Genomic DNA, 22983 nt, shown 5'->3' with positions numbered 1-22983 from the left:
GCCAGGTAAAGGGCGTGGCTGTAGCGCCAGGGGCGGCCCCGCTTGCCTTTGGGGGTGGGAGGGGCCACCTCCCGGGCCAGGCGCAGGCAGTGTTCCAGGACCTCCTTGGGGCTTGCCTCCCGGCGAACGAAGCCGCGCTTGCCCATCAGGAGGGAGATATACACCCGTCCTCCTGACCTTTGCAAGGCAAGCCCAGTGTTGGGGCGAGAGAGAATTCGCGCGCTCGTAGAATCGTGAATAAAATCACTTACTTTCACCTAGACGGACGCAACAAGGGCAGGCATCTGAACAAGGGCATAAGCCCCGGAAACCACAGAGGAGGGGCCCCCGAATGGCAACCGGCCTCGAGGCCCACCCGAAGTTTCGGGAACCCGGGAAGCCTTCGCGAGCCCGGCAACGCCGGACCACTCCGGAGAACAACCCACCGGGGACCAGGCAAGCGAGGGTAGCCCAGGCCCCCTAGGCGGGGCCAAAGCCCCCGCGCCTGGACACCCAGACCGACCCGCCCTGGGGCGCCCTCGGAAACTCCGGCGGCCACCCCGAGCCCCCTCTGAGCCAGGGCCAAGGCGGGCCTCGAGGCCTTGGCTTTGCCTGGCCCCCAGGGAGCGTCCTTCCGGGTTTCCCTATCTTCGCGAAAGGTACATTTCGCGCTTGTATAATGCCCCCATGGCCCCACCAAAAACCCCCGCAGCTATCTGGAAAACCCTCGGCATTAAAAAGCCCGAAAAGGCCCTGGAAGGCCTCACCCCCTATGCGGAATACCTCCTCCTGGAGCGGGGCTACTCGGCCCGGGGGGTGCGGCGCTACCTCCAGGACCTGGCCCTCTGGCACCGCTTCCTCGAGGAGGAAGGCTTCCCCTCGGGCCCCGAGGCGGTGCGGGCCCTGCTCCTCGCCAAGCGCTGGGCCCCAAGGCGCGTCCAGGGGTTTCTCGCCGCCCTCAGGGGCTACTACCGCTACCTGCGGGAGGTTCAGGGGGAGGAGGCCTTGGACCCCACGGAGGGAATCGGCCGGCCCAAGGCCGGGAGGCGGCTTCCCCTGCACCCGAACCCCGAGGAGCTTAAACGCTTCCTTCAGGCCTTCGGCGAGGAGAAGGAAGCGGCCCTCCTCGAGGCCCTGGCCCGCTTCCTCTACGGCACGGGGCTAAGGATCTCCGAGGCCCTCTCCCTGAAGGGGCGGAACGTGGTCCTGGAAGGGGGCCACCCCGTGGCGGTGCGGGTGGTGGGCAAGGGGAACAAGGAAAGGCTGGTGCCCCTTTCCCGAACGGCCCAGGGAGTGCTTCTAGGGCTGGGCCTTCCCCAGGGAAACGTACCTATTTTCACATTCCGTGAGGGAAGGCGCCGGGGCCACATCCCTTCAGCCCGCTGGGTGGAGGCCAAGTTCCGGGAGGCCGCCCTAAGGGCGGGCCTGGACCCCAGACGCTTCACCCCCCACAAGCTCCGCCACGCCTACGCCACGCTCCTGGTGGAGCAAGGGGTGGAGCTGGACGCGGTGAAGGACCTCCTGGGGCACGAGTCCATCGCCACCACCCAGATCTACCTCCACGCCTCCCGGGAGCGCCTTAAGGAGGCGGCCTCGAGGCTTCCTGACCTCTAAAAGGTGAGCCGGGACACTTGTCCCTTCCCCGGGGATGTGGCATAGTGACAAACGAACGTTCGTTATGGACCGCCGCGAGGAGATCCTCCACATGGCCGGGCGCCTCTTCAGCCAGCGGGGCTACCACGCCACCAGCATGCGGGAGCTCGCCCGTCACCTGAACCTCCAAGGGGGAAGCCTCTACACCCACATCCAGTCCAAGGAAGAGCTGCTCCTGGAGGTGGTGCGCCAGGCGGCGGAGAGGTTCCAGAAGGTCTTGGAGGCGCTGCCTTCAGGAGACCCCGTGAGCCGGATGAAGGCCCTGGTCAAGGGCCACCTCCGGGTGATCGCCGAGGAGCTTCCCCGGGCCACGGTCTTCTTCCACGAGTGGAAGCACCTCTCCCCTCCCCTCCTGGAGGAGGCCAGGGCCCTGAGGCGCCGCTACGAGGAGGGGGTGCAGGCCGTGGTGGAGGAGGGGGTAAGGGCGGGGGTCTTCCGGGTGGAGAACGTGCGCCTCGCGACCCTCTTCGTCCTCTCCGCCCTCAACTGGACCTACCAGTGGTACCGCCCCGAGGGGCCCCTCTCCCTGGAAGAGCTCTCGGAAGCCTACGCCAGGCTGGTCCTTAGGGCCCTTGGCGTGGCCGCTTCCCCGGAAGGGGAACGCCGCGAGGAAGGAGGCGAGGATGGCGAAGCTTAGGATCGGCTACCCCGAGGACCCCGACTACCAGGAGAGGTTGGAGGAGTTTGAGGCCCGGATCGCCCGGGGGGAGAAGATTGAGCCCGGGGACTGGATGCCCGCGGAGTACCGGCGCCAGCTCATCCGCATGATCTCCCAGCACGCCCACAGCGAATGGGTGGGCATGCTCCCCGAGGGCGCCTGGATCCCCCGGGCCCCCTCCCTGAGGCGGAAGCTCATCCTCCTGGCCAAGGTCCAGGACGAGGCGGGGCACGGCCAGTACCTCTACCACGCCGCCGAGACCTTAGGGATCACCCGGGAGGAGATGGTGGAGGCCCTCCTTTCGGGGAAGGCCAAGTACTCCAACATCTTCAACTACCCCACCCTCACCTGGGCGGACGTGGGCATCATCGGCTGGCTGGTGGACGGCATGGCCATCAAGAACCAGACCATGCTGGCCCAGTGCTCCTACGGCCCCTACTCCCGGGCCATGGTGCGCATCTGCGCCGAGGAGACCTTCCACCACAAGCAGGGGAAGGAGGCGGTCCTCCTCTACGCCAAAGGCTCCCGGAAGCAAAGGCAGATGGTCCAGGACGCCCTGAACCGCTGGTGGTGGCCCACCCTGATGATGGCCGGCCCCCACGACACCGACTCCCCCCACACCCCCCTCCTCCTCCGCTGGGGCATCAAGACCAAGACCAACGACCAGATCCGCCAGGAGTTCCTGAACGAGCACGTCCCCGAGCTCCTGGAGGCGGGGCTTAGCATCCCCGACCCCGACCTCCGCTACGACGAGAAGACCGGAAACTGGCTCCACGGCCCCATCCCTTGGGACGAGTTCTGGAAGGTGATCGGGGGGGAAGGCCCCATGAACCGGCACCGCCTCGAGGCCAGGCGGAGGGCCCACGAGGAGGGGCGCTGGGTGCGGGAGGCCATGGAGGCCTACGCCAAGAGGCGGCTCGCCCAGGCGGCGGACTAGGGAGGAGCCATGTGGGGGACGGAGTGGCCCCGGTTTGAGGTGATCAAGCAGGACACGGAAAGGAGCCTGCCCCAGATGGTGGGCTCGGTGCACGCCACGGACCCCGAGCACGCCCTCCTCGTGGCCCGGCACGTCTTCGTGCGGAGGCCTTCGGCCTACGCCCTCTTCGTGGCCCCGGCGGAGGCCTTCTTCCACGTGACCCAGGAGGCCCTGAAGGACCCCAAGGCCCTGGAAGGACCCCTGGGGGAAGAAGAGGCCTACTGGGTCTTCGCCAAGAAGAGCCACCGCCGGAGCATGGTCTACGGGGACCTGGTGGGCCGCTTCCTGGCAAGAAGCCCGGGGGAGGCGGTGAAAGAGGCCCTCCTCGAGGCCCAGGGGGTGGCCTTCTGGGCGGTTCCGGAGAGGCTCGTGGCGGGCACCGAGCCCACGCCCGAGGTGGTGGAGAGCTGGTTCGCCCCCGCCCGGGAGAAGACCTACCGCCTGCAGAGCTACTACGGGCTCGTCACCGCCAAGGAGGTGGAGCATGAGGCCTGACCCCTACCTGCAAGAGGCCCTCCTCGCCAAGCTCACGGCCCTGGCCGACGACGAGGTGGTCCTGGCCCAGCGCCTCTCGGAGTGGGTGGCCCACGCGCCCATCCTCGAGGAGGACATCGCCATCGCCAACCTGGCTCAGGACGAGCTGGGCCACGCCAAGCTCTACCTGGAGCTTAGAAGGGAGCTGGACGGGTCCGATCCCGACGAGCTCGTCTTCTTCCGCGACCCCCTGGAGTACCAAAACGCCGTCCTAGTGGAGCTTCCCAAGGGGGACTGGGCCTTCACCATGGTCCGCCAGTACCTCTTTGACCTCTACGAGAACCTCTGGCTGGAGGAGGCAAGGAAGAGCGCCTACCCTCCCCTCGCGGAGGCGGCCGAGAGGATCTTCAAGGAGGAGCGCTTCCACCTGAAGCACTCCGCCCTCTGGGTGGAGCGCCTGGGCCTGGGCACGGAGGAGAGCCACGCCCGGGCCCAGAAGGCCCTGGAGACCCTCTTCCCCTACGCCAAGCAGCTCTTCGTGCCCTTGCCGGGGGAGGAGGAGCTTTGGGCGGCGGGGTACGTGCCGGACCTAAACGCCCTTCGGGACCGCTACCTGGAGGAGACCACGCGCCACCTGGAGCGCTCGGGGCTTAAGGCGCCGGAAGGGGGGTACGTGCCTAGGAGCCGGAAGGAGCACACGGAGTACCTATGGTCCCTCCTCGCGGAGATGCAGTCCGTGGCCCGGTGGGACCGGGAGGCGAAGGCGTGGTAGCCCGGTACTGGGAGGCCCTAAAGGGGGTGAAGGACCCGGAGATCCCCGTCCTCAACATCGTGGAGATGGGGATGGTCCTGGGGGTGGAGGCCGAGGGGAAAAGGGTCAAGGTGCGCTTCCGCCCCACCTTCTCCGGCTGCCCGGCCCTTGGGCTCATCCGGGAGGAGATCGTTAAGGCCCTCGAGGAGGCGGGGGCCGAGGAGGTGGAGGTGGAGGAGGCCCGCACCCCCTGGAGCACCGAGGCCATGGCCGAGGAGGCCCGGGCGAAGCTTCTCGGCTACGGCGTCGCCCCGCCCCTTCCCCTCCCCATGGCCGGGGAGGACCCCCCCTGCCCCCGGTGCGGGAGCCGGGAGGTGGTCCTCAAGAACCCCTTCGGGGCCACCCTGTGCAAGATGTTCTACCAGTGCGCCGCTTGCGGCGAGGTCTTTGAGGCCTTTAAGACCGTCTAGGGAAAGGACGCGCGATGAAGCTCCAAAGCTACCTCATGGGCGAGTGGCGGGAAGGCCAGGGCGAGGGCGTCCCCGTGCGGGACGCGAGCACGGGGGAGGTCCTCGCCCGGGTCACGGCGGAGGGCCTCCCCGTGAAGGAGGCCGTGGCCTGGGGCCGGGAGGTGGGCGGAAAGGCCCTTTTGGCCCTGGGCTTCCAGGAACGGGGAAGGCGGCTTAGGGCCTTAGCCCGGTACCTCTCCGAGCGGAAGGAGGAGCTTTACCGCCTCTACGCCACCACGGGGGGGACGAGGCGGGACGCCTGGTACGACGTGGACGGGGGGATCGGGGTCCTTTACGCCTATAGCTCCCTCGCCCGCAACCTCCCCGAGGGCAACCTCCTCCCCGAGGACGACTTCCTTCCCCTCTCCAAGGACCTCTCCTTCCAGGGGAGGCACCTCCTCGCCCCCAAAGGGGGGCTCACCGTCCAGATCAACGCCTTCAACTTCCCCGTCTGGGGGCTCTTGGAGAAGTTCGCCCCCGCCTTCCTCGCGGGGGTCCCCACCCTGGTAAAGCCCGCCACCCCCACGGCCCACGTGGCCGAGGCCCTGGTGCGGAGGATGCTGGAGTCGGGCCTCCTCCCGGAAGGGAGCCTCCAGCTCCTCGTGGGGGGCGTGGGGGACCTCTTTGACGCCCTGGACCACCGGGACAGCGTCTTCTTCACCGGGTCCAAGGCCACCGCCGACCGCCTCCGCCGCCACCCGGCCTTCCTGGAGCGGGGGGCCCTCTTCAACGCCGAGGCCGACTCCCTAAACCCCGCCATCCTGGGGGAGGAGGCCACGGAGGAGGAGCTTTCCCGCCTCGCCCAGGAGATCGCCCAGGAGCTTGCCATCAAGACGGGGCAGCGCTGCACCGCCATCCGCCGGGTCTTTGCGCCAAGGGAGCGCCTTAAGGCCCTCCTCGAGGCCACCCGAAAGCGCCTCGAGGCCCTAAGGCTCGGCGACCCCCGGGAGGAGGGCGTGGACCTCGGGCCCCTGGCCTCCTTGGAGCAGAAGGCGGAGGTGGAAAAAGCGGTGGCGGCCCTCCTGGAGGCGGGGGCCCGGGTCTACTGGAGGCACCCGGGGAGGGCGGACGGGGCCTTCTTCCCCCCCACCCTCCTCCTCGCCGAGGACCCCTGGTCCGAGGCCCTCCACGGGGTGGAGCCCTTTGGCCCTGTGGCCACCTTCTTCCCCTACGGAAGCCGGGAGGAGGCGGCGAGGCTTGCCGCTTTGGGCGGGGGAAGCCTCGTGGCCACCCTCGCCACCTCCGACCCCGAGGAGGCCCGCTTTTACCTCCTGGCCCTCGCCCCCCACGTGGGGCGGCTTCACCTCCTGAACGCCCGCACCGCGGCCTCCTCCACGGGCCACGGCTCCCCCCTCCCCCGCCTCCTCCACGGCGGGCCGGGGCGGGCGGGAGGGGGCGAGGAGCTAGGGGGGCTCCTTTCCGTGAAGCGCCACCTCGGGCGGGTCGCCCTCCAGGCCGACCCCGGGCTCCTCTCCGCCCTCACCGGGGAGTACGCCAAGGGGGCGGAGAAGCCCGCCGCCATCCACCCCTTCCGCAAGGCCTACGAGGACCTCGAGGTGGGCGAGACCCTCACCACCCACCGCCGCACCGTCACCGAGGCGGACATCGCCCTCTTCTCCGCCCTCTCCTGGGACCACTTCTACGCCCACACGGACGAGCTCGCCGCCAAGGAGGGCCTCTTCGGGAAGCGGGTGGCCCACGGCTACTTCGTCCTCTCCGCCGCGGCCGGCCTCTTCGTGGACCCGGCCCCGGGCCCGGTGCTCGCCAACTACGGCCTCGAGGGCCTGCGCTTCCTGGAGCCCGTGGGGGCCGGGGACACCCTCCAAGCCCGCCTCACGGTGAAGCGCAAGCGCCCCCGGGACGAGAAGACGGGCGTGGTGGAGTGGGCCGTGGAGGTGGTGAACCAGGAGGGCAAGGCCGTGGCCACCTACACCCTCCTCACCCTGGTGGCCCGAAAGGGCGCTTAGGCCCGTGCTACCATGGGGTCATGGGCGAGCACGGCGCTTTCTGCCCGGTCTACGCCGCCTTGAACCTCCTCCAGGAGAAGTGGACGCTCCACATCGTCCGCGCCCTCCTGGAAGGCCCCAAGGGCTTCAACGAGCTTTCCCGGGCCGTGGGCGGGGTGAACCCGGCCACCCTCTCCCAGCGGCTGGAGCACCTGGTGGAGGTGGGGGTGGTGGAGAAGCGGGTGGAGTCCTACATGCCGCCCCGTACCCGCTATAGCCTCACGGAGGCGGGGCGGGAGCTGGAGGCGGTCATCGCCGCCATTGACCGCTGGGCCCGCAAGCACTTAAAGGCGCCGGTGGCCTAAGGCCTCCACGCGGGGGGCTCTACTCCGCTTCCCCGGCCAGGTACTGCAGGTAGTTGGCCAAGCCCATCTGCTGGAGAAGCTCCCGCTGGCTTTCCAGCCAGTCCACGTGGGCCTCCTCGTCCTTAAGGATCTCCGCGATCATCTCCCGGGTGCCGTTGTCCCCGAGGCGTTGGGCCAGGTTCATGGTCTCGTTGTAGCCCTTCACCGCCTGGACCTCCCCCTCGTAGTCCTTGAAGAGGATCTCCTCCACGCTTTGGCCGATCTTGATCTCCCCGATGCGGCTCACCTCGGGGAAGCCCTCGAGGAAGAGGATGCGCTCAATGTGCTTCTCGGCGTGGCGCATCTCGGTGATGGCGTGGGCCTTGAGGTGGCGGGCCAGGGCCTTGAAGCCCCAGTTCTCCGCCAGCTCCGCGTGGACCATGTACTGGAGGATGGCGGCGAGCTCCTCGGAAAGCCGTTCCTGCAAGCTCTGGATCACCTCGGGGTGCCCCTTCATAATCGCCTCCTCCCCTACTCTACACCCACGGGGAGGAAAGCGAGGCGCCATCCCTGGAAGAGGCTGTGCCTGGGGCGATCTTCCAGGGGGAAGTCCTCCCGGAAGTGGGCGCCCCGGCTCTCCTCCCGGGCCAAGGCCGCCCGGGCGAGGAGGCGCATGAGGAGGAGGAGGCTTCCCGCCTCGAGCCGCTCCCTGCCGGCTCTTTCCACCTCCTCCAGGGGCACGGCCTCCGCCTGGCGGAGGAAGGCGAGGAGGGCCTCTTTGCGCCGCACCACCCCAAGGGCCTCCCCCGCTTCCTCCCTCAGGGCCGCCACCGCCTCGGGCGGGGCGGCGAGGGCGGGGAGGGGGGTGGCTTTTGGGGGAAAGGCCAGGTCCTCCAGGGCCCTTAGGGCGGCCCGCCACCCCACCACCAGGCCCTCGAGGAGGCTGTTGGAGGCCAGGCGGTTCGCCCCGTGGAAGCCGGTGGAGGCCACCTCCCCCGCGGCGAAGAGCCCGGGGATCCCCGTGTGGCCGAAGGCGTCCGTCCTCACCCCGCCCATGGCGTAGTGGGCCGCCGGGGCCACGGGAAGGGGCGCCCTCAGGGGGTCCAGGCCCAGGGTGCGGGCCTGGGCCACCACCGTGGGGAAGCGTTCCTCCAGGCGGGGGATGGGCCTCAGGTCCAGGTAGACCCCGCCCGTGCGCTCCCTCTCCCGGAAGACGGCCCGGGCCACCACGTCCCGGGGGGCGAGCTCCGCCAGGGGGTCGTAGCGGGGCATGAAGCGCTCCCCATGGGCGTTCAGGAGAATGGCCCCCTCCCCCCGGCAGGCCTCGGAGACCAGGGCCCCGTTGGGAAGGGCCGTGGGGTGGAACTGGACGAACTCCAGGTCCCTAAGCCCCGCCCCCGCCCGCCAGGCGAGGGCCATCCCGTCCCCCGTGGCCCCTTGGGGGTTCGTGGTCACGGAGAAGAGGCGGCCAAACCCTCCTGTGGCGAGGAGGACGGCCCCGGCCCGGACCTCCCAAAGCCCCTCCGGCCCCCAAAGGAGGGCCCCGGTCACCCGGTTCCCGGAGGCGAGGAGGCTTAGGGCCTGGGCGGGAACCACGGGGGCGGAAAGCCGCTTAAGGAGCCCCTCCAGGAGGAGAAGCCCGCTCCGGTCCCCGCCCAGGTGGAAGACCCTCGCGCGGGAGTGCCCCCCTTCCCGGGTGGGCTCGGGGTGGAAGGGGAGGCCGAAGGCGCGAAGCCTCTCCAGGTGGCGGGGGGCCTCCTCCAGGATGGAGCGGGCCACCCCTTCCTCCACCAGGCCCCGGCCGGCCACGAGGGTGTCCCGGAGGTGGGCCTCGAGGTCCTCCTCCCCCACGGGGAAGGCCACCCCCCCTTGGGCCCAGGGGGTGGAGCCTGCAGGGAAAGGGTCCTTGCTCACGAGGAGGACCCGGGCCCCCCTCTCCTCCGCGGCCAAGGCGGCGTAGACCCCCGCCACCCCGGCGCCCAGGACGAGGAGGTCGGCGCTGCGGCGCTCCATCACCCCACGGCCACCATGGCCTCGAGGGCCCGGCGCGCCCTTCTCGCCACCTCCTCGGGCACCCGGACCACGTGGCGCATCTCCTTCAAGGAGAGGTAGACCTTCTCCAGGGTGATCCGCTTCATGTACTCGCACACGGCGTCGGGCTTCACCGGGAAGAAGGCTTTTTCCGGGGCCTCTTTCTTGAGGCGGTGGAGGATCCCCACCTCCGTGGCCACCACGAACTCCCGGGCCTCCGCCCCCTTGGCGTAGCGCACCATCCCCTCCGTGGAGAGCATCTTGGCGTCGGGCTTGAGGTAGAGGCATCCGCTGCCGCAGCCGCACTCCGGGTGGATGAGGAACTCCGCCCCCGGGTGGGCTTCCAGGAGGGCCTTCAGGTGCTCCTCCCGGATCCCCGCGTGCACGTGGCACTCCCCGGGGAAGAGGTCCAGCCTCCTCCCCGTGACCCGGGCCACGTGGGCCCCCAGGAACATGTCGGGGACGAAGTAGATGGGCCGGTCCTGGGGAAGCCGGGAGACCACCTCCACGGCGTTCGCGCTCGTCACGCAGACGTCCGCCAGGGCCTTGACCTCGGCCTTGGTGTTCACGTAGGCCACCACGATCCCGTCGGGGTGCTTTGCCTTCCAGGCCAGGACGTCCTCGGGCCGGAGGCTGTCAGCGAGGGAGCAGCCCGCCTCCAGGTCGGGCAGAAGCACCGTCTTCTCGGGGTTCAGGATGGCGGCGGTCTCCGCCATGAAGTGGACGCCGCAGAAGACGATGACCTCGGCCCGCGTCCTTTGGGCCTCCCGGGCGAGGCCTAGGGAGTCCCCCACGAAGTCCGCCACCTCCTGCACCTCGGGAAGCTGATAGGAGTGGGCCAGGATGACGGCGTTCCGCTCCCGCTTGAGCCTGAGGACCTCTTGCGCCAGGGCTTCCCCACGCATCCTACCCATTATGCAGGGCCTCCCCTACGGAGACGAAGCCCTGTTCCCAGAAGTGCTCGTCGTAGGCGAAGGCCTTTTCCAGCCGCCTTTCCCGCATGAAGAGGAAGCTCGTCCAGTCCACCAGGCTCACCTCCCGCCTGCCCGAGGCGAGGAGGGCCGTGAGGGCGGCGCGGTGTAGGGCCTCCTCCACGGGCGCTACCTCCACCACCCCCATGAGGTCGTGGACCAGGACCCGGACCGCCTCCACGCCGAGCCGCCTTTGGACCAGGGCCACGCTCTCCACCACCACGTAGGCGTGGGTTTTCAGCGGCCATCGGGCCTCGAGGAGCTCCCGGAAGGTCCGGGCGGCCTCCTGGTGGTGGGCGTCGTCCCGGTCCAGAAGGGCGTAGAGGGCCGAGGTGTCAAGGAAGACGGCCAAAAGCCTCCTCCAGATACCGGTCGTGGGCCTCGCTCACATCCCCTTGGCCGGAGGCGAAGCGGCCCAGGGCGAGGAGGGCCCGCCTGGCCTTGTCCTCGTAGCCCTCCTCCTCCTCCAAAAACCGCTCCACTGCCCGGCGCACCAGCTCCGCCAGGGAAACCCCTTCCGCGCGGGCCTTGGCCTTGAGCCGTGCCCACTGGGCCTCGGTGAGCTGCACCTGGGTGCGCACCATGCCATCATGGTAGCACATGTTGCCATCATGGACGCACCACCAGAAGGGAGAGGTCCAAGGCCTTGGCCGAGTGGGTGAGGGCCCCTACGGAGATGTAGTCCACCCCGGCCTCCGCCGCGGCCCGCGCCCGCTCCAGGGTCATGTTCCCGCTCGCCTCCAAGGGCACCCGCCCCCCCACGCGGCGCACCGCCTCCCTTAGGGCCTCGAGGGGGAAGTTGTCCAGGAGGATGAGGTCGGCCCCGGCCTCCAGGGCCTCCTCCAGCTCGGCGAGGTCCCGGACCTCCACCTCCACCTTGAGGTAGTGGGGGGCGCGGGCCTTGGCCCGCCGCACCGCCTCGCCCACGCTCCCCGCCGCCCGGACGTGGTTCTCCTTGAGGAGGATCCCGTCAAAGAGGCCATAGCGGTGGTTCCTCCCCCCGCCCACCCGCACGGCGTACTTCTCCAGGGCGCGAAGCCCCGGGGTGGTCTTGCGGGTGTCCAGGATCTGGGCCTTGGTGCCCGCCAGGGCCTCCACGTAGGCCCGGGTCAGGGTGGCGATCCCGGAGAGGCGTTGCAGGAGGTTGAGGGCGAGCCTCTCCCCGGCGAGGATGCCCCGCAAGGCCCCCCGGATCCGGGCCACCTCCGTTCCCTCCGCCACCCTCGCCCCCTCCGCCACCAGGGGGGTGAAGGCGGTGCGTGGGTCCGCGAGGGCGAAAACCCGCTCCGCCACCCCAAGCCCCGCGAGGACGCCCCCCTCCTTGGCGAGGATCACGGCCTCGCCCTCGAGGTCCTCCGGAACCACCAGGAGGCTCGTGAGGTCCCCGTGCCCCAAGTCCTCCTGGAGCCAGGCCTTTAGGGCTTCCTCCAAGCCGGTTTCCCAAAAGGCTTCGCCCATCACGCCCCCATTGTAAGAAAGGGGTCCTTCCCCTTGGCCCCCCCGCCTTAGCCTGAAGGGGATGGGAAACCGCCTAAAGGCCGCCCGCAGCCCCTACCTCCTCGCCCACGCGGAAGACCCCGTGGACTGGTACCCCTTCGGCGAGGAGGCCTTCCAAAAGGCGCAAAGGGAGAATAAGCCCATCTTCCTCTCCGTGGGCTACGCCGCCTGCCACTGGTGCCACGTGATGCACCGGGAAAGCTTCCAGGACGAGGAGGTGGCCCGCCTCCTCAACGCCCACTTCGTCCCGGTGAAGGTGGACCGGGAGGAGCGCCCCGACGTGGACGCCGCTTACATGCGGGCCCTCCTTAGCCTCACCGGCCAGGGGGGCTGGCCCATGAGCCTCTTCCTCACCCCCGAGGGCAAGCCCTTCTTCGGGGGCACCTACTTCCCCAAGGAGGACCGGATGGGCCTTCCCGGCTTCAGGCGGGTCCTTTTGGCCGTGGCCGAGGCCTGGGCGGGGAAGCGGGAGGCCGTCCTGGAAGAGGCGGAGCGGCTGACCCGGGCCCTCTGGAAAAGCCTCACCCCGCCCCCCGGCCCCCTTCCCGAGGGCGCGGAGGAGGAGGCCTTGGACCACTTGGAGCGGGCCTTTGACCCCGAGTGGGGAGGGTTTCTCCCCGCCCCCAAGTTCCCCCAGGGGCCCCTCCTCCTCTACCTCCTGGCCCGGGCCTGGGAGGGGGAGGAAAGGGCGGGGGCCATGCTCCGGAAGACCCTCCGAGCTATGGCCCTGGGGGGCCTCTATGACCAGGTGGGCGGGGGGTTCCACCGCTACAGCGTGGACCGCTTCTGGCGGCTACCCCACTTTGAGAAGATGCTCTACGACAACGCCCTCCTCGTCCGGGTCTACCTTGGAGCCTACAAGCTCTTTGGCGAGGACCTCTTCCTCCGGGTGGCCCGGGAGACCCTGGACTGGCTCCTTTCCATGCAGCGCCGGGAGGGCGGCTTCCACAGCGCCTTGGACGCGGAAAGCGAGGGGGAGGAGGGGCGCTACTACACCTGGACCGAGGCGGAGCTTAGGGAGGCCCTGGGGGAGGACTTCCCCCTGGCCCGGCGCTACTTCGCCCTGGGGGAGGACCTGGGAGAGAGGTCCGTCCTCACCGCCTGGGGCGAGGCCGAGGTGAGGCAAGCCCTGGGGGAGGGGTTTTTCGCCTGGCGGGAAGGGGTGCGGGCGAAGCTGCAAGGGGCCCGTAGGCGGCGCATGCCTCCCGCCTTGGACGACAAGGTCCTGGCCGACTGGTCCGCCCTGGCGGTTAGGGCCCTGGCGGAGGCGGGGAGGCTTTTGGGGAATGGAGCCTACCTGGAGGCCGCCCGGAAGGGAGCCCACTTCCTCCTGGAGAGGATGGCCAGGGAAGGCCTCCTCCGCCACGTCTGGCGGGAGGGGGACCTGGGGGAAGAAGCCTTCCTGAGCGACCAGGCCTTCGCCGCCTTGGCCCTTTTGGAGGTCTACGGGGCCACGGGGGAATGGCCCTACCTGGAGCAAGCCAGGCTCCTGGCGGAGAGGGCTTGGGAGGCTTTCGGCCCACACCGGGCCTCCCAGGGGCTTCCCCTCCCCGCCGCCGAGGTGGAGGAAGGGGCCATCCCCACGGGGGAAAGCGCCCTGGCCGAGGCCCTTTGGCGCCTGGCAGGCCCTTTGGCCGAGGAGCGGTACCGGGAGTGGGCGCGGGAGCTTCTAGAGGCCAAAGCGCTTTGGCTTTCCCGCCACCCCCATGCCCTGCCGGGCTTTCTCCTCTCCCGCCGCCTCTTGGAGGAGGGCTCCGAGCTCATCCTCCCCCTTCCCTCCGCCCTGGCGGGGGAGGCGCTAAGGCTTTACCTCCCCCTCACCCAGGTGGTCTTAGGGCCAGAGGAAGCCCTTCCCTCCTTAAAGGGCAAGGCCGCGGGGAAGGCGTACCTCTGCCTTCGCGGGGCTTGCCGGAGGCCGGTTGAGGACGTGGAGGGGCTTCTTGGGGAGCTGGGCTTGGTGTATGGAGGGGGACAATCTAGTGATTTTTTTCACGATTAAACCTGCTCGTGCCTTTTGTCCCCACAAACGCATTCAGAACCCCGGCCAAAAGAACACCGGCCGGCCCACACCCCCCAAAGTGCGTCCTTCCCATCCTCTTACTGGTCCTGGGCTCCATCTACCTGGGGATGGCCACCCCCACGGAGGCGGCGGCCATCGGGGTGGCGGGGGCGCCCTGAACCGGGAGCTTTCCCTGGACACCTTCCGCCAAAGCCTCCTCGGGGCAGAGCGAGGCCTGCCTGGAGGTCGCCCTTCCCCACGGGGCCAAGGTGGCGCTTAAACTTTGAAAGGAGGCGGTATGACGGTGGACCTGAACGCGGACGCGGGCGAGTCCTACGGGGCCTTCGCTTACGGGCACGACCGGGAGATCTTCCCCCTGGTCACCTCGGCGAACCTGGCCTGCGGCTTCCACGGGGGAAGCCCGGGCCGGATCCTGGAGGCGGTGCGCCTGGCCAAGGCCCACGGGGTGGCCGTGGGGGCGCACCCGGGCTTTCCCGACCTCGTGGGCTTCGGCCGAAGGGAGATGGCCCTTTCCCCGGAGGAAGTCTACGCCGACGTGCTCTACCAGATCGGGGCCCTCTCCGCCTTCCTCAGGGCGGAGGGCCTTTCCCTCCACCACGTGAAGCCCCACGGGGCGCTTTACCTCAAGGCCTGCCGCGACCGGGAGACGGCGAGGGCCATCGCCCTGGCGGTGAAGGCCTTTGACCCGGGGCTTCCCCTCGTGGTCCTCCCGGGGACGGTGTACGAGGAGGAGGCGCGGAAGGCGGGGCTAAGGGTGCTCCTCGAGGCCTTCCCTGAAAGGGCCTACCTGCGAAACGGCCAGCTCGCTCCCCGCTCCATGCCGGGTTCCTGGATCACCGACCCTGAGGAAGCGGCCCGGAGGGCCTTGCGCATGGTGCTGGAGGGGAAGGTGGAGGCCTTAGACGGCGGAGAGGTGGAGGTGCGGGCCGAGACGCTTTGCATCCACGGAGACAACCCCAACGCCCCCGAGGTGGCGAGGGCGGTGCGGAAGGCCCTGGAGGAGGCGGGGGTGGAGGTGCGGGCCTTCTGAGGCCACCCCGGGAAAACGCGGGGCGCTTAAGCCCAGTGGTCCAAAGGCCCGTGGCCCTGGCCCAGGGAAGGCGCCGTCTTCAGGGCCCGGGTGAGGTAGGCCTTGGCCTCGGCCACCGCCTCCGCCAAGGGCCTCCCCTTGGCGAGGAGGGCGGCGATGGCGGCGGAGAGGGTGCAACCGGTGCCGTGGGTGTTGCGGGTTTGGACCCGGGGGGCAGAGAAGCGCAAGACCCCTTCCCGAGTGGCCAAAAGGTCCACCGCCCTTTCCCCCTCCAGATGCCCCCCCTTGAGGAGGACAGCCTCGGGGCCCAGTCCCAGGAGGGCCTTGGCGGCCTCCTCCGCCTCCTCCAGGGTGCGGATGGAATGCCCCAGGAGGGCTTCGGCCTCGAGGCGGTTCGGGGTAATGAGGGCCGCCAGGGGGAAAAGCCTCTCCTTGAGCGCCCTCACCGCCTCCGGGGCGAGGAGGGGGTCCCCGCTTTTCGCCACCATCACCGGGTCCACCACCAAGGGCCGGACCCCGAAGCGCCCCACCGCCTCGGCCACGGCCTCCACGATGGCCACGTCCCCCAAGGCCCCCGTCTTGGCGGCGTGGAGGGGGAAGTCCTGGACCACGCTCTCTATCTGGGCGTAGACCACCTCGGGGGGCAGGAGGTGCACCCGTTGCACCCCCAGGGTGTTCTGGGCGGTGACCAGGGTGAGGGCGCTCGTCCCGTAGACCCCGAAGCGGAAGAAGACCTTGAGGTCCGCCTGCACCCCTGCCCCGCCCCCCGAGTCGGAGCCCGCGATGGTGAGGGCCACCCTCATGCTTCCTCCAAGGACCGGCCCCGGGTCTCCACCCCCACGGCGAAGGCGAAGACCCCGGCGAGGAGAAGAAGCCCCCCGTGGAGGGCCAAGACCCCGCCCGGACCCAAAAGGGGGAGGAGGGCTCCGGTGGCGTAGGGGGCGAGGATCCCCCCCACCCGGCCCACCGCCGCCACGAAGCCCGCCCCGCTTCCCCTAAGCGCCGTGGGGAAGAGCTCCGGGGTGTAGGCGTAGACCGCCCCCCAGGCCCCCAGGTTGAAGAAGGCGAGGAGCGCCCCGAAAAGGAGCACCTCCCCCGGGGAGGAAGCCCGGGAGAGGAGCCAGGCGAAGAGGGCGGAAAGGCCCAAAAACCCCACGAGCACGGGCCGCCTCCCCCAGCGCTCCACCAAGAAGGCCGCCGCGAGGTAGCCCGGCACCTGGGCCAAGGTGATGAGGAGGACGTACTCCAAGGAGCGCACCAGGGTGTAGCCCTGGGCCACGAGGAGGGAGGGGAGCCAGATGAAGGCCCCGTAGTAGCCCGCGTTCAGGGCGAACCAGGCGAGGGCGAGGAAGAGGGTGCGCCGGAGGAGGGGCGGGCGGAAGAGGGCCCCGTAGGGGAGGGGGCGCGGGGCGGGCTCGGGGCGAGGCTCGGGCAGGGGCCCGGGAAAGGCCCGCTCCCAGGAGGCCACCAGGGCCTCCGCCTCCGCCGCCCGGCCCCGGGCCACGAGCCAGCGGGGGGACTCAGGGAGGGAAAGCCTCAGGTAGGCGGCGTAAAGGGCGGGAAGGGCCCCGGCGAGGAAGGCGGCCCGCCAGCCGAAAGCGGGCACCAGGAGGTAGCCCATGAGGGCGGCGAGGAGCCACCCCACGGCCCAGAAAGCCTCGAGGAGGACCACCATCCGCCCCCGGTGGGCCTTGGGGCTAAACTCCCCCATGAGGCTTGCCGCCACGGGAAGCTCCGCTCCTAGCCCAAGCCCCGTGAAGAAGCGGAAAACGAAAACCCAAGGGAGGCTTGGGGCCAGAGCGGTGAGGAGGCTTCCCAGCCCGGCGAGGAAGAGGCTATACCCCACCACCGCCTTCCGGCCGAACCGGTCGGCGAGCCTTCCCCCGAGGAGGGCCCCAAAGAGCATCCCTAGAAGCCCCACGCTCCCCAAAAGCCCCGCCCCCACCGGGTCCAGGCCGAACTCCCGGGAAAGGGCGGGCAGGGTGAAGCTGATGAGCCCCACGTCCATGGCGTCCAGGGCCCAGCCGAACCCGAGGAGGAAGAGGAGCCTAAGGTGGGGCCTCCCCAAGGGCAGGCGTTCCAGACGGGCGAGGGCGTCCATGGCCTCAGGCTACCGGAAGCTCCATCCGCCCCTTCCCCTTGAGCACCGCCTCCACCAGGTTCATGGGGCAGAAGGGGCCGCACATGCTGCAGGCCTTGGTCTTGGAACCCCGTTCCTCCTTGAGGCGCCTCGCCTCCTCGGGGAAGAGGGCGAGGGCGAACTGGCCCTCCCAGTCCAACCGGTAGCGGGCCTCGGACATCCTCCGGTTCCTCTCCAGGGCCCTTTTGTTCCCCCGGGCCACGTCGGCGGCGTGGGCGGCGATCTTAAAGGCGATCACCCCTTGCTTCACGTGCTCAGGGGTGGGCAGGCCCAGGTGCTCCGCTGGGGTGAGGTAGCAGAGCATGTCCGCACCCCACCACCCCGCCAAGGCCCCGCCGATGGCCCCGGCGATGTGGTCAAACCCCGCGGCGGTGTCCACGGGAAGCATCCCCAGGATGTAGAAGGGGGCGTGCCCCGTGAGCTTCTTCTGGATCTGGACGTTGGCCGCCACCTCGTTCAAGGGGATGTGCCCGGGGCCTTCCACCATGGCCTGGACCCCAGCCCTCCTGGCCCTTTCCACGAGCTCGCCGATGGTGAGGAGCTCTGCGATCTGGGCCCGGTCGGTGCTGTCGGCGAGGGAGCCTGGCCTCAGGCCATCCCCTAGGGAGAGGGTCATGTCGTAGGTGCGGGCGATGGAGAGGAGGTCGTCAAAGCGGGCGTAGAGGGGGTTTTCCTCGCCGCGGTGGAGCATCCAGGCGGCCATGAGCCCCCCGCCCCGGCTCACGATGCCCGTGGTGCGGGGGCTATTCCGGTAGACCTCGAGGTTCCTCAGGGTCACCCCCACGTGCACGGTGATGTAGTCCACCCCCTCCTTGCCGTGCTCCTCAATCACCTGGAAGAGCTCGTCCGCCGACATGTCAAAGAAGTTCTTGCGCCTAGCCGCCCGAAACTCCGCCTCGTAGATGGGCACGGTGCCCAAGGGGACGGTGGCCACCTCCAGGATCCGCTTGCGGATCGCCTTGAGGTCTCCCCCGGTGGAGAGGTCCATGAGGGTGTCTGCCCCGTACCGGATGGCCACCCTGGCCTTCTCCACCTCCTCCTCCACGTCCACGTAGTCGTAGGAGGTGCCCAGGTTGGCGTTCACCTTGACGGAAAGCCCCTCCCCGATCCCCTTGAAGTCGGTGAGGGTCGTGTGGTTGGGGTTCCTGGGGATGACGATCCGGCCTGCCGCCACCCCTTCCCGCACGAACTCGGGGGAAACCCCCTCCTTCTCGGCCACGTAGGCCATCTCCTCGGTGATCTTCCCTTTCCTCGCCGCCTCAAGCTGCGTCATCTTCCACCCCCAAAAGCCCTAAGAGCCTCTTTGCCGTCCAAGGGGCGAGGAGGACCCCGTTCCTCCCGTGCCCCACGGCCGCGTACACGCCTTCCCCCACCTCGCCCACGAAGAGCTCCCCCACGGGTCTATACCCCCAGACCACCCCCCTAAAGCGGGCCCCTTCCAAGAGGGGAAAGCGCTCGTGGGCGTAGTCCGCAAGCCACCTGAGGCCGAAGAGGTCCACCCCCTCTTCCCACCCCTCCCTCTGCGTGGCCCCCACGTAGACCCCGCCCTCCCGGGAGAGGAGGTACCCCTCCCCGGCGAAAAGGGGCCCGGGCGGGGCCTCGCCCTCTAGGAGCAACGCCTCCCCCTTGAGGGGCCTGACCCTTAGGCCGAACCTCCCTCCCCAGGCCCCCACGGAGAGGAGGACGAAGCGGGCCCTAAGGGCCCCTTCCCCCCAATAGACCCTCCCCCCCTCCACCCCCTCCACCTCGGCCCGGAGGTAGGTGCCCCCTAGGTCCTGGAAGGCCTGGAGTAGGGCCTCCCGAAGCCTCCTGGGGTGGACGAACCCCCCGGGGAAGCGCCTCGCCCCCAAGGTCCCCCGGACCGGGTAGGGGGAGGGGGCCTCCGCCTCCCAGGCCTCCTTTTCCGAGGGGGTGAGGGCCGCCACCCAGGTGCCGGAAAAGGCCGCCTCCACCTCGAGGCCCCTTTCCTTAAGCTCGGCGAGGAGCTCGGGGTAGCGGGCGAGGCCGTATAGCCCCGCCTCCAGAAGCTCCCCCGAAAGCCCCTCGGGGTAAGGGGCGAGCATCCCCGCGCTCGCGAAGGTGGCGGCCCCGGGCCTCTCCGCGTCCAGGAGGGCCACGGCCACCCCCCGCTTGGCGAGCTCGTAGGCGGCGAGGACCCCGATGATCCCCGCCCCCACCACGGCCACGTCCGCCCTCATGGCTCCTCCTACTGGGGCCCCCGACCGGGCGCAAGCCCGGTCGGGGTAAAAGGCACCCCCTCCACCGGGCTAGAGGGGCTTGCCGCCTCCTTAGGCCGCATGGGCCCCGCGAGGTAGGCCTTCCTCCCCGCCTCCACCGCAAGCCGGAAGGCCTCGGCCATGGCGGGGGGGTCTTGGGCCTCGGCGATGGCGGTGTTCACCAAGACGGCGTCCAGGCCGAGCTCCATCACCTCGGCCGCGTGGGAGGGGAGGCCGAGCCCCGCGTCCACCACCACCGGGGGAAGGCTTGCCTTCTCCCGGGCGAAAAGCTCCAGAAGGGCCCTCGTCCGCACCCCCCAGCCCGAGCCGATGGGGGCGGCGAGGGGCATCACCGTGGCCGTGCCCAAGGCGGCGAGCCTTTTGGCGAGGACGAGGTCCGGCCCCATGTAGGGGAGGACGAGGAAATCCTCCTCCAAAAGCCTCTCCGCCGCCTTCAGGGTCTCCAGGGGATCGGGGAGGAGGTAGGTGGGGTCGGGGATGACCTCGAGCTTCACCCACCTCTCCCCGGTGAGGAGGCGGCCCAGCCGGGCGAGGCGCACCGCCTCCTCGGCCGTGCGGGCCCCGGCGGTGTTGGGGAGAAGCCTAACCCCCTCCAAAGCCTCCAGAAGCCCCACGTGCCCCGGGGCCTTGAGCTCCACCCGCCTCACGGAGACCGTGACCACCTCGGCCCCCGCGGCGGCGATGGCCTCCCGCATCACCCCGAAGTCCTTGTACTTGCCGGACCCCAGGATGAGGCGGCTTTTGAGCTCTACGGGACCCACCTTCCAGGTGTCCATGCTAGCCCCCCTGCATCAGGGCCACCACCTCCACCACGTCCCCGTCCCGCAAGGGGCGGTCCGGGGCCTCGAGGCCCAAGAAGGCCTCCCCGTTGAGGAGGACGGCGACCCCCTTAAGCTCCACGCCGAGCTCCTCCAAGACCTCCTTGAGGGTCTTTCCCTCCAAGGGCTTGGGCTCCCCGTTAAGCCACACCATAAAGCCTCTCCCTAAGGGCGCGGGCCGCCCGCTCGGGGTCAGGGGCATCCAGGATGGCCCGGACCACCACGATGCGCCTGGCCCCGGCCTCTAGGACCCGGTCCAGGTTCCCCAGGTCAATCCCCCCGATGGCGTACCAGGGCTTCTCCCCCAGGTTCTCCGCCGCCCAGCGCACGTAGGCGAGCCCCGCGGCGGGCCTGCCCGGCTTCGTGGGGGTCTCCCACACGGGGCCTACGGAGAGGTAGTCCACCCCCTCCTCCAGGGCCCGCAGGGCCTGCTCCGGGGCGTGGGTGGAGCGGCCCACCATCCCGCGGAAAAAGCGCCGCGCCTCCTCGGGGGTAAGGTCACCCTGCCCCAGGTGCACCCCGTCCGCCCCCAGGAGGGCGGCGAGGTCGGGGCGGTCGTTCAGGAAGAAGGGCACCCCGTGGCGCCGGGCGAGGGCGAGCATCCTCTCCCCGAGCTCCAAAGTAGGCCGCGCCTCCCAGTCCTTGGCCCTGAGCTGCAAAACCTCCACGCCGCCCGCCAAGGCCCTTTCCGTGCGGTCCAGGGTCTCCGCAAAGGTCCAACCGGGCCTTGGGGTCACCACCAGGTAGAGCCTTCCAAGCAACCTTTCACCCCCCCTAGGCCAGCGGGAAAGGCCCACGCGGCCCGAAGGGGGCTAGGTTTTGGGGGATTCGGGTCTTCCGCATAGGCTTCCCTCCGCCGGCATTACCCGGATCAGGTTCCAAGGGTTGCTGGGAGAAACCCAGCTCTCAGCCCTTCCATTCGGGCACCCCTAGCCTGCCCCCCCACTATAGCACGCCCCGAACCTGGGAAGGCAAGCCAGGCCACACTAAGCGTCCACGCCGCTGCCCTAGGGGACGGCGCACGGCGGGCCCTCCCGCTCCCGGGCGGCAGGGGCGCTGCTCCTGAGGGCCCTCCTCACCGCCAGCGGCCTCGCCAGGGGGCCTTATACCCTTGACTTTCATGTGCTCAATGGTATACCATTCCCACCAACCCCCTGGACCGGGGGTCGGAGTTGGAGGTGAGGGATGGCAGGGCCTGTGGAAAGGTTCAGCGGCGCGCGCCTGGACCCGGCGGCGGAGGCGGAGATCCGGTACCTGGAGGCCATGATCGCCCGCCTCGAGGCCGGGGAGGAGGACCCCGAGGACTTCCGGGTCTTCCGGCTCAAAAACGGCATCTACGGCATCCGGGGCCGCCCCGAGCACCACATGATCCGCATCAAGCTCCCCGTGGGGCGGATCACCCCCGAGGGCCTCAGGGTTCTCGCGGACGTGGCCGAGGGCTATGCGGAAAACCGCCTGGCCCACGTGACCACCCGCCAGGCGGTCCAGCTCCACCACGTCCACCGCCGGGACGTGCCCAAGGTCCTGAGGGCGGTGAACGCCGTGGGCCTCACCACCCGCGAGGCCTGCGGCCACTCCATCCGGGCCATCACCTGCTGCCCCTACGCCGGCGTCTCCCCCGAGGAACCCTTTGACGTGACCCCCTACGCCGAGGCCGCCTACCGCTACTTCCTCCGCCACCCCGTGGGGCAGAACCTCCCCCGGAAGTTCAAGATCGCCTTTGAGGGGTGCGCCACGGACCACGCCCGCACCCCCATCCACGACATCGGGGTGGTGGCGGCCTTGGAAGGGGGAAAACGGGGGTTCCGCGTCTACGTGGGCGGGGGCTTAGGGGCCGCCCCCATGAGCGCCGAGCTTTTGGAGCCTTTTACCCCCGAGGAGGACCTCCTCCCCACCATGCTGGCCATCGTCCGCCTCTTTGACCGCTACGGGAACCGCAAGGTCTTGACCCAGGCCCGGCTCAAGTTCCTGGTGAAGAAGTGGGGGATCGCCGCCTTCCGGGAGGCGGTGCGGGAGGAGAGGCGCCTCGTCAAGCTCACGGCCACGGGGGAGGACCTTAAGGCCTGGGCCCCGCCTCCAGAGCCCGAGCCTCCAAGGCTTCCCAGCCCGCCCAAAAAGCCCTTCTCCTTTGCCCCCGGCTTTGACGCCTGGCGGCGCACCAACCTCTTCAAGCAGAAGCAGGAGGGCTTTTACACCGTCACCGTCCGCCTCCCCTTGGGGGACATCACCCCGGAGGGGCTCCGGGCCCTGGCGGCCATCGCCGAGACCTACGCCGCCGAGGTCCGGAGCGCCATCAGCCAGAACCTCCTCCTCCGCTTCGTCCCCGAGGAGGCCCTGGGAGGGCTCTACGAGGCCCTTTTGGAGGCGGGGCTCGCCTGGCCTGAAGCCCACACCCTCCTGGACATCACCCGCTGCCCCGGGGCCGACACCTGCAACCTGGCCATCACCCGCTCCCGGGGGCTCGCCCAGGCCCTCGAGGCCCACCTCTCCGCCCTCCCCCTGGCCCAGGACCCGGGGGCCAAGGCCATCGGCGTCAAGATCTCCGGCTGCCCCAACTCCTGCGGCCAGCACCACATCGCCGACATCGGCTTCTACGGCTCAAGCCGCAAGGTGGGAGAGAGGGAGGTGCCCCACTACGTCCTCCTCCTGGGCGGGAGGACCCGGGAGGGGGAGGCCCGCTTCGGGCAGGTGGTGGGGAGGATCCCGGCGAGGCGGGTCCCCGAGGCGGTGGAGAGGATCCTAAAGCGCTACCTGGAGGAAAGGCAAAACGGGGAAAGCTTCCAGGCGTACCTGGACCGGGTGGGGGCGGCCTCCTTCAAGCCCCTCCTCCAGGACCTCCAGGAGGTCCCCCCCTACGAGGAGGCCCCCGAGTTCTACCAGGACCTGGGGGCGGAAGGAGAGGCCTTCAGCGTGCAGCTCGGGCGCGGGGAGTGCGCCGTTTAAAGGAGG

The 22983-nt window shown here is 69.9% G+C and carries 24 protein-coding genes and 1 riboswitch; of the genes, 11 read left to right on the top strand and 13 right to left on the bottom strand.

The genetic code is table 11. The features are described from left to right. Positions 1-651 precede the first annotated feature (651 nt). From BLP62_RS05950 to BLP62_RS05915, 8 genes are all read left to right on the top strand, one after another. A complete protein-coding gene (locus BLP62_RS05950; protein WP_093006843.1) occupies positions 652-1593 on the top strand; it encodes a tyrosine-type recombinase/integrase in 942 nt (313 codons plus the stop codon). 64 nt (positions 1594-1657) lie between these two features. Then, positions 1658-2269, top strand: coding sequence for a TetR/AcrR family transcriptional regulator (locus BLP62_RS05945; protein ID WP_093006841.1), 612 nt, complete (start codon positions 1658-1660; stop codon positions 2267-2269). Beyond that, positions 2256-3227 carry a 1,2-phenylacetyl-CoA epoxidase subunit PaaA gene (gene paaA / locus BLP62_RS05940; RefSeq protein ID WP_093006839.1) on the top strand — a complete coding sequence of 324 codons (972 nt, stop codon included), beginning with the start codon at positions 2256-2258 and terminating at the stop codon, positions 3225-3227. Before BLP62_RS05945 ends, paaA begins: the two co-directional genes overlap by 14 nt. 9 nt (positions 3228-3236) lie before the next feature. Continuing rightward, a complete protein-coding gene (locus BLP62_RS05935; RefSeq protein WP_093006837.1) occupies positions 3237-3761 on the top strand; it encodes a phenylacetic acid degradation protein in 525 nt (174 codons plus the stop codon). Next, the gene (gene paaC / locus BLP62_RS05930) at positions 3751-4512 is read left to right on the top strand and encodes a 1,2-phenylacetyl-CoA epoxidase subunit PaaC (RefSeq protein WP_093006835.1); all 762 of its coding nucleotides are present in this window, start codon (positions 3751-3753) and stop codon (positions 4510-4512) included. The genes BLP62_RS05935 and paaC overlap by 11 nt, the downstream gene beginning before the upstream one ends. Beyond that, complete coding sequence (gene paaD / locus BLP62_RS05925; protein ID WP_176758154.1) at positions 4506-4961, top strand: 1,2-phenylacetyl-CoA epoxidase subunit PaaD; 456 nt, start codon at positions 4506-4508, stop codon at positions 4959-4961. Before paaC ends, paaD begins: the two co-directional genes overlap by 7 nt. A 14-nt stretch (positions 4962-4975) precedes the next feature. Beyond that, entirely contained in the window at positions 4976-6967 is a 1992-nt protein-coding gene (gene paaZ / locus BLP62_RS05920; RefSeq protein WP_093006831.1) for a phenylacetic acid degradation bifunctional protein PaaZ, read from the top strand. A gap of 20 nt (positions 6968-6987) precedes the next feature. Beyond that, positions 6988-7311 carry a winged helix-turn-helix transcriptional regulator gene (locus BLP62_RS05915; protein ID WP_093006829.1) on the top strand — a complete coding sequence of 108 codons (324 nt, stop codon included), beginning with the start codon at positions 6988-6990 and terminating at the stop codon, positions 7309-7311. Positions 7312-7330: 19 nt separating this feature from the next. On the opposite strand, the gene bfr is transcribed toward BLP62_RS05915, so the two are convergent. Genes bfr through nadC form a run of 6 tightly spaced genes read right to left on the bottom strand, consistent with a single transcriptional unit; the run spans position 7331 to position 11750 of the window. After that, complete coding sequence (gene bfr / locus BLP62_RS05910; RefSeq protein WP_093006827.1) at positions 7331-7807, bottom strand: bacterioferritin; 477 nt, start codon at positions 7805-7807, stop codon at positions 7331-7333. 14 nt (positions 7808-7821) lie between these two features. Then, on the bottom strand, positions 7822-9303 hold the full coding sequence (locus BLP62_RS05905; RefSeq protein WP_093006825.1) for an L-aspartate oxidase: 1482 nt from the start codon (positions 9301-9303) through the stop codon (positions 7822-7824). Continuing rightward, positions 9303-10226 (bottom strand): quinolinate synthase NadA, encoded by a 924-nt coding sequence (gene nadA, locus BLP62_RS05900; RefSeq protein WP_420918352.1) that lies wholly within the window; start codon positions 10224-10226, stop codon positions 9303-9305. The genes BLP62_RS05905 and nadA overlap by 1 nt, the downstream gene beginning before the upstream one ends. A 1-nt stretch (position 10227) precedes the next feature. Next, a complete protein-coding gene (locus tag BLP62_RS05895; protein WP_093006821.1) occupies positions 10228-10644 on the bottom strand; it encodes a type II toxin-antitoxin system VapC family toxin in 417 nt (138 codons plus the stop codon). After that, positions 10628-10876: a ribbon-helix-helix domain-containing protein gene (locus BLP62_RS05890; RefSeq protein WP_093006819.1), complete on the bottom strand. Its 249-nt coding sequence runs from the start codon at positions 10874-10876 to the stop codon at positions 10628-10630. The genes BLP62_RS05895 and BLP62_RS05890 overlap by 17 nt, the downstream gene beginning before the upstream one ends. A gap of 25 nt (positions 10877-10901) precedes the next feature. Further along, the gene (gene nadC / locus BLP62_RS05885) at positions 10902-11750 is read right to left on the bottom strand and encodes a carboxylating nicotinate-nucleotide diphosphorylase (protein WP_093006817.1); all 849 of its coding nucleotides are present in this window, start codon (positions 11748-11750) and stop codon (positions 10902-10904) included. A 61-nt stretch (positions 11751-11811) separates the two neighbouring features. Between nadC and BLP62_RS05880 the strand changes: the two genes are divergently transcribed. Then, positions 11812-13788 carry a thioredoxin domain-containing protein gene (locus BLP62_RS05880; protein ID WP_093006815.1) on the top strand — a complete coding sequence of 659 codons (1977 nt, stop codon included), beginning with the start codon at positions 11812-11814 and terminating at the stop codon, positions 13786-13788. A gap of 298 nt (positions 13789-14086) precedes the next feature. Beyond that, complete coding sequence (locus BLP62_RS05875; RefSeq protein ID WP_093006813.1) at positions 14087-14839, top strand: LamB/YcsF family protein; 753 nt, start codon at positions 14087-14089, stop codon at positions 14837-14839. 26 nt (positions 14840-14865) lie between these two features. Here BLP62_RS05875 and thiD read toward each other — a convergent pair whose 3' ends face one another. Genes thiD through thiE form a run of 7 tightly spaced genes read right to left on the bottom strand, consistent with a single transcriptional unit; the run spans position 14866 to position 20795 of the window. Beyond that, positions 14866-15642, bottom strand: a complete 777-nt coding sequence (gene thiD, locus BLP62_RS05870) for a bifunctional hydroxymethylpyrimidine kinase/phosphomethylpyrimidine kinase (protein ID WP_093006811.1) — start codon at positions 15640-15642, stop codon at positions 14866-14868. Then, positions 15639-16940, bottom strand: a complete 1302-nt coding sequence (locus BLP62_RS05865) for an MFS transporter (RefSeq protein WP_093006809.1) — start codon at positions 16938-16940, stop codon at positions 15639-15641. The genes thiD and BLP62_RS05865 overlap by 4 nt, the downstream gene beginning before the upstream one ends. Before the next feature lie 4 nt (positions 16941-16944). Further along, positions 16945-18252, bottom strand: coding sequence for a phosphomethylpyrimidine synthase ThiC (gene thiC, locus BLP62_RS05860; protein WP_093006807.1), 1308 nt, complete (start codon positions 18250-18252; stop codon positions 16945-16947). Beyond that, complete coding sequence (locus tag BLP62_RS05855; protein WP_093006805.1) at positions 18239-19177, bottom strand: NAD(P)/FAD-dependent oxidoreductase; 939 nt, start codon at positions 19175-19177, stop codon at positions 18239-18241. Before BLP62_RS05855 ends, thiC begins: the two co-directional genes overlap by 14 nt. An 8-nt stretch (positions 19178-19185) precedes the next feature. Then, positions 19186-19992: a thiazole synthase gene (locus BLP62_RS05850; protein ID WP_093006803.1), complete on the bottom strand. Its 807-nt coding sequence runs from the start codon at positions 19990-19992 to the stop codon at positions 19186-19188. 1 nt (position 19993) lies between these two features. Beyond that, a complete protein-coding gene (thiS, locus tag BLP62_RS05845; RefSeq protein ID WP_093006801.1) occupies positions 19994-20188 on the bottom strand; it encodes a sulfur carrier protein ThiS in 195 nt (64 codons plus the stop codon). Further along, complete coding sequence (gene thiE / locus BLP62_RS05840) at positions 20175-20795, bottom strand: thiamine phosphate synthase (RefSeq protein ID WP_093006799.1); 621 nt, start codon at positions 20793-20795, stop codon at positions 20175-20177. The genes thiS and thiE overlap by 14 nt, the downstream gene beginning before the upstream one ends. Before the next feature lie 70 nt (positions 20796-20865). Next, positions 20866-20975, bottom strand: a riboswitch (TPP riboswitch). Positions 20976-21219: 244 nt separating this feature from the next. On the opposite strand from thiE, the gene BLP62_RS05835 reads away from it, so the two are divergent. Then, the gene (locus BLP62_RS05835) at positions 21220-22977 is read left to right on the top strand and encodes a nitrite/sulfite reductase (RefSeq protein ID WP_093006797.1); all 1758 of its coding nucleotides are present in this window, start codon (positions 21220-21222) and stop codon (positions 22975-22977) included. Positions 22978-22983 lie beyond the last annotated feature (6 nt).

The sequence above is a fragment of the Thermus arciformis genome (genome assembly GCF_900102145.1).
GTDB classification, from domain to species: Bacteria; Deinococcota; Deinococci; order Deinococcales; family Thermaceae; genus Thermus; species Thermus arciformis.
The sequence above is the reverse complement of the archived record's forward strand: the minus strand, read 5'-3'. Positions and strand labels throughout refer to the sequence as shown.

What these genes read in the sequence shown, in the direction of transcription:
- paaC (WP_093006835.1), top strand. Translation starts at nt 3,751, where the DNA reads ATGAGGCCTGACCCCTACCTGCAAGAGGCCCTCCTCGCCAAGCTCACG.
- paaZ (WP_093006831.1), top strand. Translation starts at nt 4,976, where the DNA reads ATGAAGCTCCAAAGCTACCTCATGGGCGAGTGGCGGGAAGGCCAGGGC.
- bfr (WP_093006827.1), bottom strand. Translation starts at nt 7,807, where the DNA reads ATGAAGGGGCACCCCGAGGTGATCCAGAGCTTGCAGGAACGGCTTTCC.
- BLP62_RS05835 (WP_093006797.1), top strand. Translation starts at nt 21,220, where the DNA reads ATGGCAGGGCCTGTGGAAAGGTTCAGCGGCGCGCGCCTGGACCCGGCG.
- BLP62_RS05875 (WP_093006813.1), top strand. Translation starts at nt 14,087, where the DNA reads ATGACGGTGGACCTGAACGCGGACGCGGGCGAGTCCTACGGGGCCTTC.
- BLP62_RS05865 (WP_093006809.1), bottom strand. Translation starts at nt 16,940, where the DNA reads ATGGACGCCCTCGCCCGTCTGGAACGCCTGCCCTTGGGGAGGCCCCAC.
- BLP62_RS05905 (WP_093006825.1), bottom strand. Translation starts at nt 9,303, where the DNA reads ATGGAGCGCCGCAGCGCCGACCTCCTCGTCCTGGGCGCCGGGGTGGCG.
- BLP62_RS05915 (WP_093006829.1), top strand. Translation starts at nt 6,988, where the DNA reads ATGGGCGAGCACGGCGCTTTCTGCCCGGTCTACGCCGCCTTGAACCTC.
- nadC (WP_093006817.1), bottom strand. Translation starts at nt 11,750, where the DNA reads ATGGGCGAAGCCTTTTGGGAAACCGGCTTGGAGGAAGCCCTAAAGGCC.
- BLP62_RS05855 (WP_093006805.1), bottom strand. Translation starts at nt 19,177, where the DNA reads ATGAGGGCGGACGTGGCCGTGGTGGGGGCGGGGATCATCGGGGTCCTC.
- nadA (WP_420918352.1), bottom strand. Translation starts at nt 10,226, where the DNA reads ATGCGTGGGGAAGCCCTGGCGCAAGAGGTCCTCAGGCTCAAGCGGGAG.
- thiC (WP_093006807.1), bottom strand. Translation starts at nt 18,252, where the DNA reads ATGACGCAGCTTGAGGCGGCGAGGAAAGGGAAGATCACCGAGGAGATG.
- thiD (WP_093006811.1), bottom strand. Translation starts at nt 15,642, where the DNA reads ATGAGGGTGGCCCTCACCATCGCGGGCTCCGACTCGGGGGGCGGGGCA.
- paaA (WP_093006839.1), top strand. Translation starts at nt 2,256, where the DNA reads ATGGCGAAGCTTAGGATCGGCTACCCCGAGGACCCCGACTACCAGGAG.
- BLP62_RS05945 (WP_093006841.1), top strand. Translation starts at nt 1,658, where the DNA reads ATGGACCGCCGCGAGGAGATCCTCCACATGGCCGGGCGCCTCTTCAGC.
- BLP62_RS05880 (WP_093006815.1), top strand. Translation starts at nt 11,812, where the DNA reads ATGGGAAACCGCCTAAAGGCCGCCCGCAGCCCCTACCTCCTCGCCCAC.
- BLP62_RS05935 (WP_093006837.1), top strand. Translation starts at nt 3,237, where the DNA reads ATGTGGGGGACGGAGTGGCCCCGGTTTGAGGTGATCAAGCAGGACACG.
- thiS (WP_093006801.1), bottom strand. Translation starts at nt 20,188, where the DNA reads ATGGTGTGGCTTAACGGGGAGCCCAAGCCCTTGGAGGGAAAGACCCTC.
- BLP62_RS05850 (WP_093006803.1), bottom strand. Translation starts at nt 19,992, where the DNA reads ATGGACACCTGGAAGGTGGGTCCCGTAGAGCTCAAAAGCCGCCTCATC.
- BLP62_RS05890 (WP_093006819.1), bottom strand. Translation starts at nt 10,876, where the DNA reads ATGGTGCGCACCCAGGTGCAGCTCACCGAGGCCCAGTGGGCACGGCTC.